Here is a 17,019-nt window from a genome sequence, read left to right as displayed (position 1 = left end):
CCCATGTCGGGTGACGCTCGCCGGCCGGTGCTCTCGCGCCCGTGGTTCGCCGCGGTCGCGATCGTCGTCGCGCTGAGTCTCGTCGTCGCTGCCGGGGTCGTCGCACTCGTCAGGTTCGGTTCGCCGTTCGATGCGCCGCCCGCGCAGGCCGAGCGCGCCCCGAGCGCGTTTCCGCTCAGCCTCACCCCGGTGTCGTCTCCGGCGGTCGGCCGCGGAGGCACGATCGCGGTCGAGATCGCCGGTCAGTCGCCGGAGCCGATCGAGCTCGTCGAGCTGTGGGATGGCGATCGCCTGGTCTTCTCGATCGACGACCTCGAGTCGACCGAGATCGCCGACGGCTCGTTCGTCCTCCGTCTCGAACTCGACCACGTTCCGACCGTCGCCGGAGACCGGCCCTTGCTGGCCCGCGCCATCACGGCGTCCGGTGAGGCGGCCAGCTCGGCTGTGTTGCCGACCTCGGTGCTCGACCTGCCCGTCGACCTCGGTCTGCAATCGCAACTCGCCGCGGGGCTGGATGCTCCGCCTCCCGTCACTCGCCTGCGCGCGGCCCCCGGCGACACCCTCGAGTCCATCGCGGGTCGACTCGCGGTCGCCCCCAGCGAACTGCTCCCGAGTATTCGCGTGGCGTCGGTGGACGAGACCCTGCCCGCCGGAACGCCCGTGATGGCACCCGTGGCTGCCGTCTCGATCGCCGACGACCCCACGCAGTACCGACTCCCGCCGAGCGACTGGCTCACCCGCATCACGGCGACCCTCGACGGCTGCGACGTGGTCGTGACGGCCACGAATCCCGACGAGGAGTTGTGGATCTACGGCGGCCCCGAGCAGCGCAAGCTCGGCGAGGTGCGCCCGGGCGAACCCGCGCGGCTCAGCGCGGTGCCGGTCGGACTGCTGACCCTCGTGGCGTTCCTTCCGCGCGTGACCGATGACGTGAGCGGGATCAACGGGCCATCGCTCCCCGTCTCGATCACGGTTCCCGAGGAGTGCGCCGACCTCGGATGGTCGGGTGACGCGATCATCGTCAACGGTGCCTTGAGCTCGTCGATCGACGTGCCCGACCCCTACCTCTACGTGTCGATCGACCGCGGGCCGTGGCAACGGGTTCCCGCGGCCGAGGGGCAGTTCCTGCCGTCGAGTGTGGCCGCCGATCTGCGATCGTTCCTCTCCATCGAACCCTCCGACCAGATCGATCTCGAGCTGTGGCACCGGGCCGGCGGCGAGGCCGTGCAGGTCGGTTCGGGGCTCTTCTGTCGGGCGAGCATCCAGCCGCCGTCGACCGACGGGTCGACCGCCTCGGGCGGTCCCTGTCAGCCGGTCGGCGCGACCCAGCCCGGAACAGCTGCGCCCGCGCGCGGTCTCACCCTGACGGCATCGCTCGAGGGCGCCTCCGGAGCCGATGCCTATCTCAGCGTCCTCACTGATCCGCTCGCTGAGCAGCGCGTCAATCTCGCCGGGGATACGCCCGTGACGCTCACCATTGAGAGTCTCGACCCGGCCCTGCGCACCGCGCTCGTGCAGGTCTCCATGGCGCCCATCAGCAGCGCGTCGACCGGGCTGCCGACCCAGGGTGTGCTGCGCACCATCACGGTGCCGTTGACGCCGACCGCCGACGGCTCATCAGGCACGACGACGATCAGGCCATGGCAGTGGCGCTCGCTCAAGGCCGGCGGCGACTCGGGCGTGCTCGATGATGCCGGGTCGCTCGTGCTCGACGACGCCGTCGCGGCGTCCCTGGCCGCCGCCGCGCTCGCGGCCAACGACGGCCTGGTGACGGATCTCGCCGTGCGCGCCCTGGCGGTGGCCGATCCCCGTGGCACCGGCAGCGAGGGCTACGCGTCCCGGTCCGTGACGATCGACATGACGCAGTCGGAACCGTGGACCGACGAGACGGCACCGCAGCTCGTCGACCCCACGATCGAGTTTCGACCCGGTATCGCTCAGTCGGCGACGAACCAGGCCTACCGCGGTGCCTGCTTCGACATCCAGAGCTACCCGCCCGCCGACGTGTGGCTCGCGGAGCCGTGGTCGGGGCCCCTCGCCGAGACGCCGGCCGGCACCGTGTATCCCGGTGCTCCCGAGCCGGGAGACACGGTGTACTCCGGCGGCAACGCCGCGCGCAGCGACCTCGCTCTCGCGCAGATCTCGTACCCGACCGACGACTGGATCTACTGCGAAGAGGCCCGCACCGATTTTCGCAACAGCGCCGAGCTGGCGATCTACGCCGCCGAACAGGATGCGAAGCCGAAGTGCGGCTTCGTCTGCGTGCTGCAGACCACGCTCATGGGGGCCTTCGTGGGCTTCCTGGTCGGCGGGCCCGCTGGCGCCGTCGTCGGAGCATCGATCGGGCTCGGCGCCGGGCTCGTGAGCACCGTGTCACCGGGTGTCTACGAGGCGCTCACCGAGCTCTGGGACACGGTCGCCGGCATCTACAACGCGATCTACACGACGGCGATCGACGTGCTCGATGCGCTCAACCCGGTGTGCCTCGTCGCGGGGGCCGCCTCGGACGACGCCGAGCAGGCCTGCGACTCGATCACGAACCTCGCCGTGGCGGTGGCGTTCACCTATGCCACCGGCCTGCCCCCGCAGCTGCCCATGCACGAGAACATCGCGGCCGTCGCCTCAGGGGACATGAAGGCGGTGCTCGTCGTCGCGATGGACTACGGGCTCTCGCAGTTCGGCCTGAGCTGCGAGACCTTCACGGTGCCGGCCGACTCGGCCGGGTCGGTGACCGCCGTCGCCGAGCTCTACGGCGATCCCGACGTCGACGCCACGCTCGGCACCGCGACCGCCCCCGACGGCTCGCTCTCGGCGTGCCAGGCCATGGCGAGCGTGCTGTACGCGACCGTGCGGCGTGGACTCGAGGCCGAGCAGGGCAAGCTCATCTCGAGCGCGTTCCGCGTCGGATACATCCCCGGCCTCGTCTACCGACCCGTCGGCGACGCCCCGCCGACCATCGTCGTGACGGGCGACGTGCCCGGCGCGCTGCCGGGCGGCACGAGCTGTCCCATCACCGCGAACACGACCCTCGTCATGAACGGCCGCTCCTACGAGCTCGCTCCCGCGATCGAGCCGGCCGTCGTGCGCCGCGCCGCGAGCTATGAGCAGGTGGCCGGCATCACCTCGACGTGGTCGGGTACCGTGCCCCTGCCGGTGCTGCCCGACTGGGACTTCGTCGCCGGCCCTCCGGCGCCGCTGGTGCGGTCGATCAGCCAGGCGGCCGACGGAGCGCCGTATCTCACGGTGCAGGTCGACTCGCCGTGCTTCGGCGAGACGGTCACGATCACCCGCGCCCGGTTCGGATCGGGCCCGCTCGCCTTCACCACCGACGGGCGGGGCGTCGCGTACTACTACCCCCAGCACGGATTGACGGACACGCCGTGATCGCCGCCCTGCTCGTCTCACGCATCGCCCTCGGCACGGCGGTCGTCGGAACGCTCGCGCTCGGCGCCGCGATCCTCGTTCCTCCGGCGACCCCGCCGGCTCGGGTCTGGTTCGACCAGCCGCTCGACGGCTCGGTGCTCGCCGCGGGCGAGCACACCATCCGGGTGCACCTGCGCGACGATGCTCCGCTGCTGCGTCTCGTGATCACGCGCGACGGGCAGCAGGTCGGGGCTCCCGGCGACGACACGCTCGACCGTGTTGTCGATGCTCCGGCTCGGGCGGCGTGGATGGGGGAGTTCACGTGGGACTTCGAGCCCGGCACCTACGTGCTGCAGCCGCTGCTCGGCGCCGATGACGACGACCATTCGCCCGTGACCGTCATCGTGGTCGGCGACCTCGGTGACCCCGGCGTGGCACCCACCCCCGAGCCATCGCCGACCCCGACACCCACGGTCACGCCCTCACCCACGCCGAGCGCGACCGCCTCCGCCGCCCCCTCGACGGCGCCGAGCGCCACCCCGAGCAGCTCGCCGAGCGCCGCCCCGAGCGCCTCGCCCTCGCCGAGCCCGAGCCCGAGCATCCCACCGGTGCTCACCGGGTCGGTGAGTCGCGTCGCCGGTATCGACGACTGGAACAGCACGTTCACAGGGTCTGGCATTTCACCCGCGGGCGCGATCGTGAACGTGCAGGTCAACGTGCGCAACAACGACACCGGCACCTTCGGGGGCTGGTCGTCGACTCCGTGCGTCACGAGCGGCAGCGCGACCGCCCCGTTCACCTGCACGGTCAGCAACCACACCATCCCCGCCTGGGGGCGTCAGGGAAGCTACTACCCCTCCTACCTCGTGGTGTACCGACTCGAGGTCGTCTTCCAGGGCCGCACCTACTACGGGCCGGGAGGCAACTGGACGACCGCGTTGCGGGTCGGCTAGGCCGACCCGAGCAGGTCTTTCCGCCACGCGCCCTCGTACACGAAGGGCACGAAGCCGAGCGCCTCGTTGACCGCGAGCATGTGCCGATTCTCCTCGGCGTTGTAGGTGATGATCGAGGGATGCCCGGGCGACACCTCCTCGAGCCAGAGAACGTTCGCGGCCTTCAGCAGCATGCCGAGTCGGTGCCCCCGGTGCTCGCGCAGCACGATCGTGTCCTCCTGGCCGACGGTGCGCTCCCGCTCCGCCGGCGCGGTCATCTCGGTGAACCCGACGAGCGCGCCTGACGGCACGTGCTCGACCGCCGCGACGATCGAGGTGCGCGGGCTCTCGGCCTCCTTCGCCTCGTCCTCGAGCAGTCGCTCGACCGTCCACGGGTCTTCGGGCTCTTCGAGCCCCGCGGTCGGCGCGTCGGTGCTCATGCGAGTCAGCAGATGCGCGATGTCCTCCCGCCATACGGGCGGCGTGGGGCCCGCCCAGGTGTGCACGCGATAGTCGGGCCCGGCGGCGGCCCGCGCCGCATCGTGGGCAGCCTGCAGCACGTCGCTCTCCAGGGGCAGGGCCAGTCGGCTGCCGCGCTCGACCTGCTCGAGCGTGTAGCCGAGGCTCTGCAGCAGGCGCACCTCCGGGGTTCCCGCGGGCACCGATCCGAAACCCGTGGGGGAGGGGATCCGGATTCCCCCGGTCTTCCACGAGGGGGCGTAGACGATCGCGCGGGTCTTGCCCTCGCTCAGCGCGATGCCCTCGAGGTGCTGGGCGAGGGCCTCTCCGACGCCGTGGCCCCGAGCATCCCGCAGCACCTCCGCCATAAGCCAGACGGTGTCGGCCGCCTCCTCGGTGCGGGTCTCGTAGATGCCGCGCGCCACGAGCCGCCCGTCGAGGCGCGCCGCGAACATGCGCTTGGGCTCGAAGGTGGTCTTCTGCCAGCCGGGCAGCAGCTCGGCAGCGGTCGCGGTGAGATCGTCGGTTCCGGAGTCGTCGCGCCAGACGGTGTTGCGCACGTCGACGCACGCGAGAAACTCGGGCGCGTCGGGCGCGTCGAGCGAGTCGGGGATCGTGACTTCGGTGACGGTGATGGTGGTCATGAGGCATCCTCCTGGTGGTGGCCAGCCCGCCAGACTAGCGCCGCGCGAACCGATACGGTAGCCCTGACCGGTTTGCGCCGTGCGACGGTCGACATCGACGACCGTGCCGGGAAGGGGGCAGCGCGTGCACCTCAAGAGCCTCACCATCAAGGGCTTCAAATCGTTCGCGCAGCCGACCACCTTCCAGTTCGAGACGGGCGTCACGTGCATCGTGGGGCCCAACGGCTCGGGCAAGTCGAACGTCGTCGACGCGCTCGCCTGGGTCATGGGCGAGCAGGGTGCCAAGACCCTGCGCGGCGGCAAGATGGAAGACGTCATCTTCGCCGGCACCACGACGCGCGGCCCGCTCGGCCGCGCCGAGGTGCAGCTGACGATCGACAACGCCGACGGCGCGCTGCCGATCGAGTACAGCGAAGTGACGATCTCGCGCACGCTGTTCCGCAACGGCGGCAGCGAGTACGCCATCAACGGCACCGCGTGCCGCCTGCTCGATGTGCAAGAGCTGCTGAGCGACTCGGGTCTCGGTCGCGAGATGCACGTCATCGTCGGGCAGGGCCAGCTCGACGCGGTGCTGCACGCGAGCCCGGATGACCGGCGCGGCTTCATCGAAGAGGCGGCCGGAATCCTCAAGCACCGCCGCCGCAAAGAGAAGACCGTGCGCAAGCTCGAGGCCATGCAGGCCAATCTGACGCGCCTGAGCGACCTGGCCGGCGAGATCCGGCGTCAGCTGACCCCGCTCGGCCGCCAGGCGGAGATCGCGCGCGAGGCCCAGACGATCGCCGCGATCGTGCGGGATGCCCGGGCTCGTCTGCTGGCCGACGAGGTCGTCGCCCTGCGCACGGCGCTCGCCGACCACGCCCGCAGCGAGAGCGAACGCACGAGCGAGCGCATCGTCGTGCAGAGCCAGCTCGACCAGACCCGCCTGCGCGTGCAGCGCATCGAGGCCCGGCAGGTGGGCGACGCGGTCGACGAGGCCCGCCGCGTGGCCTTCGAGCTCGAGCAGGTGCAAGAGCGCGTGCGCAGCCTCGCGAGCCTCACGCAGCAGAAGCTCACCCTGCTCAGCCAGCAGGCCGAGCTGCCGGGCATGTCGACGACGATCACGCAGTCGCAAGTCGACGAGGCGCGCGCCGAGGCCGTCGCCCTGCGCGCTGGCGTTGCGACGGCCGAAGAGCTCGTCGGCGAGGTCGCCGCCCGCACGGCGACCGCGCGCGCCACGCTCGATGCCCTCGATGAGGAGATCGCCGCACAGAGCGCCCTCGTCTCGCAGCACGACCTGCAGCTCGCCGCCCTTGCGAGCCGTGTCGACGTCGCGCGCTCGACGCTCGCCGCCGCGCGGGGCGAGCTGCTGCGCCAGCAGAACGCGCTCGAGGCCGCCGTCGCGCGGCAGGAGGCCACGCGCGCCGAGCTCGCCGCCCTGCCCGCGCTCGACGAGGGTGACGGATCCGAGGCGGCGCGCGCCCTCGACGCCGCACTCGCCGAAGCCGACGACCGCGTCGCCGCGCTCAGCTCCCGCACCGACGTCGAGCGCGACGCCCTGCACACGCTCGAGCGCGAGCGGGATGCGCTCGCGGCCCGCGTCAGCGCGCTCTCGCAAGCGGTCGACTCGGGCGATGGTGCGACGGGACTCGTCGGCTCCGCGGGCATCCGCGGCCTCGTGAGCGATCACCTGCAGGTGCGCGCAGGCTTCGAGGCGGCGATCGCCGCGGCGCTCGGCACACTCGCCGAAGCCGCGCTCGCCGATGATCTCGAGGCAGGCCTGCGAGCGCTCGAGCGCGCGCACGCCGCCGAGGCGGGTCGGGTCGACGTCGTGCTCGCCGAGGTGTCGGGCCGGGCATCCGCCCCCCTGACGCCTGTTGCGGGGCTCACGGCCGCCGCCGACGTCGTCACCGCACCCGCCGGTGTGCTCAGCCTGCTCGCCCGCACCTTCATCGCCGACGACCTCGAGGCCGCGCGCGCCGCCTGGCCGGCCGTCTCGGCGCTCGAGGGCGCCGACTCGATCAGCGTGGTGACGCGCGCGGGCGACGTGCTGACGCGCTCGGTGCTGCGCGGCGGCTCGGGCGCGGGGCGCAGCCGCCTCGAGCTCGCCGCCGAGCGCGACGCCGCGTCCACCGCCCTCACCGAGGTGTCGACGGGCATCGAGCGTGCCCGCGGCGCTCTTGACGAGACCCGCGCGGCCCTCGCCGCCGCGAAGCAGTCGGCCACCGAGGCCCTCGCCGCGGTGCGTGATCAGGATGCCCAGCGCGCGGCCCGCAGCGAGCAGGTCTCGCGCGCGCGGGCCCAGGCCGAGGCCGCCGAGGCCGAAGCAGCGCGGCTCGCCTCGGGCGTGGATTCTGCCCAGGAGTCGGTGCGCGAGGCCGAGTCGGGGGTCGAGCGCGCGCAGGCCGAGCACGAGGAGTTCGCCGCGCGCCCCCGCCCCATGCTCGACGCGACGGCGCGCGACGCCTTACTCGCCGACCTCGAGGCGGCGCGCGCCGCCGAGCTCGAACGGCGCATTGAGCTCGAGACCGCGCGCGAGCGCGTGCGCGCGGCGGTCGAGGCGGCCGAGCTGCTCGACAAGCGCCGTGTTGCCGAGAAGGCCGCGGCTGACGAGGCCGCGCGCCGTGCGGTGCTGCGCCAGCGCCAGGTGCAGCGGGCGACCGCGGTGGCCGCCGCCCTGCCCGCCGTGCAGGCTTCGATCGACCGATCGGTCGCCGAGGCCCGGGTCGCGCTCGCCCAGCGCGAGAGCGAGCGCGCCGCGCAGAACGACGAGCTGCTCGAGCTGCGCCGCACGGAGAGCTCGCTACGCGAACGACTGGCGGCGATCACCGAGGGCGTGCACGGCCTCGAACTGCAGATCTACGAGAAGAAGCTGCACCTTTCGCAGCTGCTCGAGCGCGCGGGCGACGAACTGGGGCTCGTCGAAGAGGTGCTCGTGGCCGAGTACGGCCCCGAGGTGCCCGTGCCCGACGACGACGCGCTCACCGAGGCCGCCAAGGCTGTCGCGGATGCGATCGCGGCCGAGGCTGCCGCGCGCGTCGACCCCGACCCCGATGCGCCCGCGTTCGACCCGACTTCCGACGAAGAGGCCGCGCGGGTCGCGGAGATCGTGGCGCAGGCCGCCGCGCATCCGTTCGCGGTTCAGGAAGGTGCGGGTGCAGACGCCTCAGCTCGGCGTGTCGGCAGGGCCGAGGGGGTCGACGACAGCGACCTTCCTGATCCGCGAACAGAGCCCGCGGGCAAGCCCTTCGACCGCAGCGAGCAGCAGGCCCGCCTCGCGCGCGCCGAGCGCAAGCTCAGCCAACTGGGCCGCGTCAACCCGCTCGCGCTCGAGGAGTTCGCGGCGCTCGAGCAGCGCCACAAGTTCCTCACCGAGCAGCTCACCGACCTCGCGAACACGCGGCGCGACCTGCTGACGATCATCGATGAGGTCGACGCGACCATGCAGACGATCTTCGCCGCGGCCTTCGCCGACACCCAGGCCGCCTTCGACGTGGTCTTCCCGATCCTCTTCCCGGGCGGCACGGGCAGCCTCACGCTCACCGACCCCGAGAACATGCTCACGACGGGCATCGAGGTCACGGTCAAGCCCGCCGGCAAGAAGATCGAGCGCTTGAGCCTGCTGAGCGGTGGTGAGCGCTCGCTCGCGGCCGTCGCCCTGCTCATCGCGATCTTCAAGGCCCGCCCGAGCCCGTTCTACATCATGGATGAGGTTGAGGCGGCGCTTGACGACGCCAACCTCGGCCGCCTGCTCACGATCTTCCGCGACCTGCGCCAGAGCTCGCAGCTCATCATCATCACGCACCAGAAGCGCACGATGGAGATCGCGGATGCGCTCTACGGCGTCAGCATGCGGCAAGACGGCGTGAGCGCCGTCGTCGGGCAGCGCGTGCAGGCCCCCGACGAGCGCGCGAGCTGAGCGATCTCAGACCGAGATCGTCGGCAGCGCGGGCTCGCCTCGGCTGAGTCGCAGCGCGGCGGCGGGCAGCTCGGCGACCGCGGCCGCGCGGTGCTCGCGCGCCGCCGCCACCCCAGCGGGCCCGAGCCAGCGCGCATCGGGCTCGCCGTCGGTCATGAGCGCGACGGTCAACGCGCGCGCCGTGAGATCGGCCGGGGTGGGCGCTTCGGGCAGCCCGTCGCGGTCGTCGTCGACGACGATGCGCTCGGCGACCGCCACGCCGCCGCGCAGCAGCCGCTCGGCCCGCTTGGCCCCGCCGATCGAGGCCTTGCCGGTCGACGCCTTGGCCACGGGCATCCATTCGCCGTCATCGCCGTCGCGGCGGGCCACGAGCTTGTAGACGAAGCCCGCGGCGGGCGATCCCGATCCGGTGACGACCGAGGTGCCCACGCCGAAGGCGTCGACGGGCGCGCCGCGCAGTGCCGCGATCGTGTGCTCGTCGAGGTCGCTTGTGACGGTGATGCGCGTGCCGGTCGCCCCCAGCCCGTCGAGCTGCGCGCGCACCTCGCGCACGAGCGCGGGCAGGTCGCCCGAGTCGAGGCGCACCCCGCCGAGGCCCGTGCCCGCGACGCGCACGGCGGTCTCGACGCCCTGCCGCACGTCGTAGGTGTCGACGAGCAGCGTCGTGCCCGGGCCGAGCGCGGCCACCTGCGCGCGAGAGGCCTCCTCCTCCGAGTCGTGCAGCAGCGTGAAGGCGTGCGCCGCCGTGCCCATCGTCGGAATGCCCCAGGTGCGCCCCGCCTCGAGGTTCGAGGTCGCGCTGAACCCCGCGATGTAGGCCGCGCGCGCCGCGGCGACGGCCGCCGACTCGTTCGCCCGGCGCGAGCCCATTTCGGCGATCGGATGCCCGTCCGCGGCCGCGACCATGCGTGCGGCCGCCGTCGCCACGGCCGAGTCGTAGTTCAGCACGCTCAGCACGATCGTCTCGAGCAGCACGGCCTCGGCGAAGGTGCCGCGCACCGTCAGCAGCGGCGAGCCCGGCACGTACACCTCGCCCTCGCGGTAGCCCTCGACCTGGCCGGTGAAGCGGTAGTCGGCGAGGAAGGCGAGGGTCGCGTCATCGACCACGCGCTCGTCGGCGAGCCAGTCGAGCTCGGCCCGCCCGAAGCGGAACGCCGTGATCGCGTCGAGCACACGCCCCGTGCCCGCGAGCACGCCGTAGCGACGCTCGCCCGGCAGTCGCCGCCCGAACACCTCGAAGACGCAGTCGCGGCCCGCGCGCCCCGAGCGCAGGGCGGCCTCGACCATCGTGAGCTCGTAGCGGTCGGTGCGCAGCGCGGTCGTCACGCGCCCAGCCTAGGCGCGCCTCCGCGCAGAATGACCCTCGCGCCGTGGTCGAAACCGTGGAATGCTCCGTTCATGGACGACTACCTCTGGGTTCTCAAAGGCGATGAGCTCGACCTGATGCGTGAGCTCGAACCGAAGCGGCTGCACGAGCTCGACGAGGACGAGCTGCTCGCGCTGCACCGGCGCGTGCGCCGGGCGCGCAACAAGCACGTCTCGAATCACCGCCGCGGCGCGGCGCGCAAGGTCACGAAGACCGGCTCGCGCGGCAAGGCCGAGTACAAGACGGCGAAGAGCCGCTTGCGGGCAGAAGCCTTCGAAGAGGCCCTCGCGATCGTGAGCGAGCGTCTCGCGACCGTCGCGCACGAGACGGCCGAAGAGCTCAAGCGTGAGCGTCTCGCCCGCGCGCAGGCCGGTCGCGGAACCGGCCCCGAGTCGGTGACCTCGCACGATGGCGGTGTGGGCAGCGCCGGTCGTGCGCGCAGCCACCAGGGCACGACGGGCGGCGCCAAGCGCGACGCCTCGAGCCGCTCGCAGGGGGCGAAGCGCCAGGCGAAGCGCGACGGCCGCTGACGCGTCTGCGTGAGGGCGCACGCGCCCGCCTCACCTTCGGCCTGCTCCCGGCTCGCTCGGGCTAGCCTGCCCGCATGACCGCCCTCACCCGTTGGCTCACCGCCGAGCAGCTCGGTCCCGCGTTCGACAACGGAGGTCCGATCGTGCTGGTCGAGAACACCGACGTGTTCCGGCGGCGCCCGAGCCACCGGCAGAAGGCGCACCTCTACATCACGGCGCTGCGGCACCGCGCGCGCGAGCTGGGCGAGCGGGGCACGTTCCTGCAGGCGAGCAGCTATCGCGCTGCGCTGCGGGATGCGGGGCTCACGGGCGAGCGCCTCGAGGCGATCGACCCGCCGTCGTGGGCCGCGCGGCGCCTGGTGCGCGAGCTCGGGGCGAGCATCCTGCCGTCGCGGGGCTTCGTGACGAGCGAGGCGGACTTCGCCGCCTGGGCCGCCGGCCGGAAGCCCACCCAGCTCGTCATGGACCGCTTCTACCGCGAGGTGCGCGAGCGCACGGGAATCCTCATGACGCCCGCCGGGCCATCGGGCCAGGAACCGCAGGGCGGCCAGTTCAGCTTCGACGCCGACAACCGCCAGCCGCCGCCGAGGGGAGCCGCGACCCTGGGCCTGCCCGCGCCCTGGCAGCCGGTCGAGGACGACATCGATGCCGAGGTGCGTGCCGAGCTCGACGGCCTCGAGGCCGAGGGCGTGCGCTTCCTCGGCCGCGACGGCCCGCGCCGGTTCGCGGCGACGCGCGCCGAGGCGCTCGCCGCCCTCGACGACTTCGTCGAGACCCGCCTGGGCGACTTCGGGCCCTACGAAGACGCCATGATGCTCGGCGACGACACCATGGCGCACGCGCGCCTGAGCGTGCCAATGAACCTCGGCCTGCTGCATCCGCTCGAGGTCGTCGAGCGCGTCGTCGCCGAGTACGCGGCCGGGCGAGCGCCGCTGAACAGCGTCGAAGGTCTCGTGCGGCAGCTCATCGGCTGGCGCGACTGGGTGTGGCACCTCTACTGGCACCTCGGGCCCGACTACACGCGGCGGTCGAACGCGCTCGCCGCGCACCAGCCGCTGCCCGCCCACTGGTGGCGGCTCGACGGATCGACGACGGAAGCCCGCTGCCTCTCGCACACCCTCGACACGGTCGGGGGCACGGGCTACGCGCACCACATTCTGCGCCTCATGGTGCTCGGCAACGCCGCCCTGCAGCGCGGGTACGACCCGGCCGAGCTCACGTCCTGGTTCCAGGGCGCGTTCGTCGACGGCACGCCGTGGGTCATGCCGGCCAACGTCGTCGGCATGAGCCAGTGGGCCGACGGGGGAGTCGTGGCGACGAAGCCCTATGCGGCGGGCGGTGCCTACATTCAGCGCATGTCCGACTTCTGCGGGTCGTGCCGCTTCAACCCCAAGGTGCGTGTCGGCCCGGACGCCTGCCCGTTCACCGCGGGGTACTGGGCGTTTCTCGATCGGGTCGAGCCGAGCATCCGCGGCAATCACCGCATGGCGCAACCGCTCGCGGGGTTGCGGCGCCTCGCCGACCGCGAGCAGGTCGTGGAGCAGGAGCGCGCCCGGGGCGCGCTCTGAGAACACAGCCGCGAGCGGGGCGCGCTCTAGACTGGCGGGCGTGAGCAGCGCGCCGATCGGAGTCTTCGACTCAGGAGTCGGCGGCCTCACCGTGGCCCGCGCGATCATCGACCAGTTGCCGCGCGAGCGCCTCATCTACGTCGGCGACACCGCCAATGGTCCGTACGGCCCGCTGCCGATCGCCGAGGTGCGCGAGCACGCGCTGCGCATCATGGACGAGCTCGTCGACCAGGGCGTCAAAGCGCTCGTCATCGCGTGCAACACCGCGAGTGCCGCCATGTTTCGGGATGCCCGCGAGCGGTTCGAGCAGGGCCACGGCATCCCCGTGGTCGAAGTGATCCAGCCCGCCGTGCGCCAGGCCGTGCGCCGCACGCGCACGAAGCGCATCGGCGTGATCGGCACTACCGGCACGATCCGTTCGGGCGCCTACGCCGACGCGTTCGTCGCCGACCCCGAGATCACGCTTACGAGCGTCGCGGCACCGCGCTTCGTCGAGTTCGTCGAGGCCGGCATCACGAGCGGCCCTGAGCTCTTCGCCGTCGCCGAGGAGTACCTCGCCCCCCTCAAGACCGCCGACATCGACACGCTCGTGCTGGGCTGCACGCACTACCCGCTGCTCGCGGGCGCGATCCAGTACGTCATGGGCCCCGAGGTCTCGCTCGTCTCGAGCGCCGAAGAGACCGCGTACGACGTCTACCGCCAGCTCGTGGCCCACGGCCTCGAGACCACGGCGACGGATGCCCCGCACCACATATTCGAGGCCACGGGCCCCGACACCGAGCGCTTCCGGTCGCTCGCCCACCGCTTCCTCGGCCCCGAGATCGGGCATGTCGAGGCGTTTCCCACCGGGACGATCCCGGCTCAAACACTGAAGGGCTCGTCATGACCACGATCGCCGAATCCGCCGGCCTGCGCGCCGACGGCCGCACAGCATCCCAGCTGCGCCCCATCACGATCGAGCGCGGCTGGAGCGCTCAGGCCGAAGGCAGCGCCCTCATCAGCTTCGGCAACACCAAGGTGCTGTGCACGGCGAGCTTCACGAACGGCGTGCCGCGCTGGCTGACCGGCAAGGGCAAGGGCTGGGTCACGGCCGAGTACGGCATGCTGCCCCGCTCGACGAACGACCGTATGGACCGCGAGGCCGTCAAGGGCAAGGTCGGCGGCCGCACCCACGAGATCTCGCGCCTCATCGGTCGCAGCCTGCGCGCTGTCGTCGACATGAAGGCGCTCGGCGAGAATACGATCGTCATCGACTGCGACGTGCTGCAGGCCGACGGCGGCACGCGCACGGCCGCGATCACGGGGGCCTACGTCGCCCTCGCCGACGCGATCGAGTGGGGCCGCGAGCGCGGCTTCATCGCCAAGAAGGCCGTCGCCCTCAAGGATTCGGTGAGCGCCGTGAGCGTCGGCATCATCGACGGCACCCCGCTGCTCGACCTCGCCTACGTGGAAGACGTGCGGGCCGAGACCGACATGAACGTCGTCGTCACCGGGTCGGGCCACTTCGTCGAGGTGCAGGGCACGGCCGAGGGCGCGCCCTTCGATCGCGCCGAGCTCGACGCCCTGCTCGACCTCGCCCTCGGCGGTTGCATCGACCTCGCGGCCGAGCAGCGCGCCGCGCTCGGGGCGTAGTCGTGCGCGTCGTCGTCGCGACGCACAACGCGCACAAGGTCGCCGAGCTGCAGCGCGTCCTGGGGGCGGCCCTGCCGAGCCTCGAGTTGCTGCCTTACGACGGCCCGGCCCCGGTCGAAGATGCCGACAGCTTCGCGGGCAACGCGCTCATCAAGGCCCGCGCGGCGGCCGCCCACACGGGCCTGCCGGCCATCGCCGACGATTCGGGCGTGAGCGTGGATGCCCTCGCCGGCGCCCCCGGGGTCGACAGCGCCCACTACTCGGGTGAGCGCGATGACACGGCCAACCTGCGGCTCGTGCTCACGAACCTCGGCGACGAGTCGAACCGTGCCGCGCAGTTCACGTGCGCGGCGGCCCTCGTCGACCCGCGCGACGGCGTTGCCTTCGAGCACGTCGAGCTCGGGGTGTGGCCCGGCACGATCGCCCTCGAACCCGCGGGAGTCGGCGGCTTCGGCTACGACCCCATCTTCATCCCCGAGGGGCTCAGCGTGACGAGCGCCGAGATCAGCGCCGACGAGAAGAACGCGATCAGCCACCGCGGGCGCGCCTTCGCGGCGCTCGCCCGGGTGCTGGCCGCGCGCTACGGCGCGGCGTAGGCCGTCACTCGTAGGCTGAAGTCATGTCCTCGTCGCCCATCGCCCGCACGGTGCCCCGCACCACGGTTGACGCCGCCGACGACTACCTCAAGACGATCTACTCGCACACCGAGTGGCAACCCGACCCCATCACGCCGAACCAGCTCGCGACCCGGCTGGGACTCGCCCCCTCGAGCGTCACCGAGATGGTCAAGAAGCTGCACGCCGCCGGGCTTGTCGACCACCGGCCCTACGGCCCCATCACTCTGACGCCGGCGGGCGAGCAGCGCGCCCTCGCGATGCTGCGCCGGCACCGGCTGATCGAGACCTGGCTCGTGCGCGTGCACGGGTACGGCTGGGATGAGGTGCACGACGAGGCCGAGGTGCTCGAGCACGCGCTCAGCGATCGCCTGCTCGACGCGATCGACGCCCAGCTCGGGCGGCCGCAACGCGACCCGCACGGCGACATCATCCCGGCGGCCGACGGCTCGCTGCGTCGACCGGATGCCGTGCGCCTCGACCAGGCTCCGTTCGGCTTCGCGGGGCGCGTCGTGCGCATCAGCGACCGCGACCCCGACGTGCTACGCGTGCTCGACCAGCTCGGCATCGAGCTCGATGAGCCCGTCTGGGTGGGCGAGTCGCCCGAGGGCGGCGCGGGCGTCGCGATCCTGCGCCGCGCGGGCACCGAGATCGTCGTCTCGCCCGCGGTCGCCGGGTCGGTGTGGCTCGAGGCTCGCCCCGAGGTCTAATATTTCGGTGTGCCGAAAAATCCGGATGCGCTTCCGCCGACCGATGTGCCCCCCACCCGCGACGCACGGGTGATCGCCGCCCGCGGCGGCCTCATCATCGCGCCGATGCTGGGCCCCGCGATGGTTGCGGGCGTCGCCTACCTCGACCCCGGCAACGTCGCCGCGAACATGACGGCCGGGGCGCTGTTCGGCTACCTGCTCGTGTGGGTCGTCGTGACGGGCAACATCATGGCCTGGCTCATCCAATACCTCTCGGCCAAGCTCGGCATCGTCACGGGGCTGAGCCTGCCCGAGGCGCTCGGGCAGCGCTTCCGACGCCGCCCCGCGCGGCTCGCCTACTGGGGTCAGGCCGAGCTCGTCGCCATGGCCACCGACGTCGCCGAGGTCATCGGCGGCGCGGTCGCGCTCTCCCTGCTGTTCGACCTGCCGCTCGTCGTCGGTGGCGTCATCACGGGCATCGTGTCGATGCTGCTGCTCGTCGTGCAGAGCCAGCGCGGCGGCGTGCGCATCTTCGAGCGCGTCATCACCGGGCTGATCCTCATCATCGTCATCGGCTTCTGCGCGGGGCTCGTGATCGGTCCGCCCGACCCCGCGGCTGCCGCGGCCGGTCTGCTGCCGCGGTTCGACGGCACCGAGAGCGTGCTGCTCGCGACGAGCATCCTGGGCGCCACGGTCATGCCGCACGCGATCTACGCCCACTCGGCCCTCACGCGCGACCGCTTCGGCCAGGTCGCCGCCGGAGGCGAGCGCACGACCGTGCTGCGGGCGACGCGCATCGACGTGACGATCGCGCTCGCCATCGCCGGCTCGGTCAACGTCGTCATGCTTCTCGTCGCCGCGGCCAACCTGCAGGGCGTCGAGGGCACCGACACGCTCGAGGGGGCGCACGCGGCGCTCGGGGCCGCGCTCGGTCCGGCCGTCGCCCTGCTGTTCGCGATCGCGCTGCTCGCGAGCGGGCTCGCCTCGACCTCGGTGGGCGCCTATGCCGGCGCGGAGATCATGAAGGGGCTGCTGCGCGTGCGCATCCCGCTTCTCGTGCGGCGCGTCATCACGATCATCCCGGCGCTCGCGCTGCTGGCGTTCGGCGTCGACCCCACGCTCGCCCTCGTGCTCAGCCAGGTCGTGCTGAGCTTCGGCATCCCGTTCGCGCTCATCCCGCTCGTGCGGCTGACGGCCGACCGGGCCCTCATGGGCGAATCGGTCAACCGGATGCTCACCACCGCGCTCGCGATCGTGTGCGCCGGGCTGCTCATCGCGCTCAACGTGACGCTGCTCGTGCTGCTCGCGATCGGCGGCTGACCGCCCG

Annotated in this window: 12 protein-coding genes; 10 read left to right on the top strand and 2 right to left on the bottom strand. The window is 72.4% G+C overall.

What is annotated here, in order from left to right:
• The first annotated feature begins 3 nt into the window (after window positions 1-3).
• Together NNL39_RS01220 and NNL39_RS01215 are read left to right on the top strand one after the other, a co-directional pair.
• Window positions 4-3,384 (top strand): hypothetical protein, encoded by a 3,381-nt coding sequence (locus tag NNL39_RS01220; protein ID WP_255159899.1) that lies wholly within the window; start codon window positions 4-6, stop codon window positions 3,382-3,384.
• On the top strand, window positions 3,381-4,316 hold the full coding sequence (locus NNL39_RS01215) for a hypothetical protein (RefSeq protein WP_255159898.1): 936 nt from the start codon (window positions 3,381-3,383) through the stop codon (window positions 4,314-4,316). The genes NNL39_RS01220 and NNL39_RS01215 overlap by 4 nt, the downstream gene beginning before the upstream one ends.
• Here NNL39_RS01215 and NNL39_RS01210 read toward each other — a convergent pair.
• The gene (locus NNL39_RS01210; RefSeq protein WP_255159897.1) at window positions 4,313-5,398 is read right to left on the bottom strand and encodes a GNAT family N-acetyltransferase; all 1,086 of its coding nucleotides are present in this window, start codon (window positions 5,396-5,398) and stop codon (window positions 4,313-4,315) included. The genes NNL39_RS01215 and NNL39_RS01210 overlap by 4 nt on opposite strands.
• 124 nt (window positions 5,399-5,522) lie before the next feature.
• On the opposite strand from NNL39_RS01210, the gene NNL39_RS01205 reads away from it, so the two are divergent.
• Entirely contained in the window at window positions 5,523-9,293 is a 3,771-nt protein-coding gene (locus tag NNL39_RS01205; RefSeq protein WP_255159896.1) for a chromosome segregation SMC family protein, read from the top strand.
• 6 nt (window positions 9,294-9,299) lie between these two features.
• On the opposite strand, the gene NNL39_RS01200 is transcribed toward NNL39_RS01205, so the two are convergent.
• Complete coding sequence (locus NNL39_RS01200; protein WP_407665158.1) at window positions 9,300-10,580, bottom strand: nicotinate phosphoribosyltransferase; 1,281 nt, start codon at window positions 10,578-10,580, stop codon at window positions 9,300-9,302.
• Between the two features lie 111 nt (window positions 10,581-10,691).
• Between NNL39_RS01200 and NNL39_RS01195 the strand changes: the two genes are divergently transcribed.
• The 7 genes from NNL39_RS01195 (at window position 10,692) to NNL39_RS01165 (ending at window position 17,012) form a co-directional block, all read left to right on the top strand.
• Window positions 10,692-11,189 carry a hypothetical protein gene (locus NNL39_RS01195; RefSeq protein ID WP_255159894.1) on the top strand — a complete coding sequence of 166 codons (498 nt, stop codon included), beginning with the start codon at window positions 10,692-10,694 and terminating at the stop codon, window positions 11,187-11,189.
• Between the two features lie 74 nt (window positions 11,190-11,263).
• Complete coding sequence (locus NNL39_RS01190; protein WP_255159893.1) at window positions 11,264-12,757, top strand: cryptochrome/photolyase family protein; 1,494 nt, start codon at window positions 11,264-11,266, stop codon at window positions 12,755-12,757.
• Between the two features lie 40 nt (window positions 12,758-12,797).
• On the top strand, window positions 12,798-13,643 hold the full coding sequence (murI, locus tag NNL39_RS01185; protein ID WP_255159892.1) for a glutamate racemase: 846 nt from the start codon (window positions 12,798-12,800) through the stop codon (window positions 13,641-13,643).
• Window positions 13,640-14,389 carry a ribonuclease PH gene (gene rph, locus NNL39_RS01180; RefSeq protein WP_322972921.1) on the top strand — a complete coding sequence of 250 codons (750 nt, stop codon included), beginning with the start codon at window positions 13,640-13,642 and terminating at the stop codon, window positions 14,387-14,389. The genes murI and rph overlap by 4 nt, the downstream gene beginning before the upstream one ends.
• 2 nt (window positions 14,390-14,391) lie before the next feature.
• Window positions 14,392-14,985, top strand: a complete 594-nt coding sequence (gene rdgB, locus NNL39_RS01175) for an RdgB/HAM1 family non-canonical purine NTP pyrophosphatase (RefSeq protein ID WP_255159891.1) — start codon at window positions 14,392-14,394, stop codon at window positions 14,983-14,985.
• Between the two features lie 23 nt (window positions 14,986-15,008).
• On the top strand, window positions 15,009-15,713 hold the full coding sequence (locus NNL39_RS01170; protein WP_255159890.1) for a metal-dependent transcriptional regulator: 705 nt from the start codon (window positions 15,009-15,011) through the stop codon (window positions 15,711-15,713).
• A 105-nt stretch (window positions 15,714-15,818) separates the two neighbouring features.
• The gene (locus NNL39_RS01165) at window positions 15,819-17,012 is read left to right on the top strand and encodes an Nramp family divalent metal transporter (protein ID WP_255160851.1); all 1,194 of its coding nucleotides are present in this window, start codon (window positions 15,819-15,821) and stop codon (window positions 17,010-17,012) included.
• The last annotated feature ends 7 nt before the right edge of the window (window positions 17,013-17,019 follow it).

Origin of the sequence: Microcella humidisoli, assembly GCF_024362325.1 — a bacterium.
Lineage (GTDB): Bacteria > Actinomycetota > Actinomycetes > Actinomycetales > Microbacteriaceae > Microcella > Microcella humidisoli.
This window is presented reverse-complemented; position numbering and strand designations above follow the sequence as displayed.

What these genes read in the sequence shown, in the direction of transcription:
- NNL39_RS01210 (WP_255159897.1), bottom strand. Translation starts at nt 5,398, where the DNA reads ATGACCACCATCACCGTCACCGAAGTCACGATCCCCGACTCGCTCGAC.
- NNL39_RS01170 (WP_255159890.1), top strand. Translation starts at nt 15,009, where the DNA reads ATGTCCTCGTCGCCCATCGCCCGCACGGTGCCCCGCACCACGGTTGAC.
- NNL39_RS01165 (WP_255160851.1), top strand. Translation starts at nt 15,819, where the DNA reads ATGCTGGGCCCCGCGATGGTTGCGGGCGTCGCCTACCTCGACCCCGGC.
- NNL39_RS01220 (WP_255159899.1), top strand. Translation starts at nt 4, where the DNA reads ATGTCGGGTGACGCTCGCCGGCCGGTGCTCTCGCGCCCGTGGTTCGCC.
- rph (WP_322972921.1), top strand. Translation starts at nt 13,640, where the DNA reads ATGACCACGATCGCCGAATCCGCCGGCCTGCGCGCCGACGGCCGCACA.
- NNL39_RS01190 (WP_255159893.1), top strand. Translation starts at nt 11,264, where the DNA reads ATGACCGCCCTCACCCGTTGGCTCACCGCCGAGCAGCTCGGTCCCGCG.
- NNL39_RS01195 (WP_255159894.1), top strand. Translation starts at nt 10,692, where the DNA reads ATGGACGACTACCTCTGGGTTCTCAAAGGCGATGAGCTCGACCTGATG.
- NNL39_RS01200 (WP_407665158.1), bottom strand. Translation starts at nt 10,580, where the DNA reads ATGGTCGAGGCCGCCCTGCGCTCGGGGCGCGCGGGCCGCGACTGCGTC.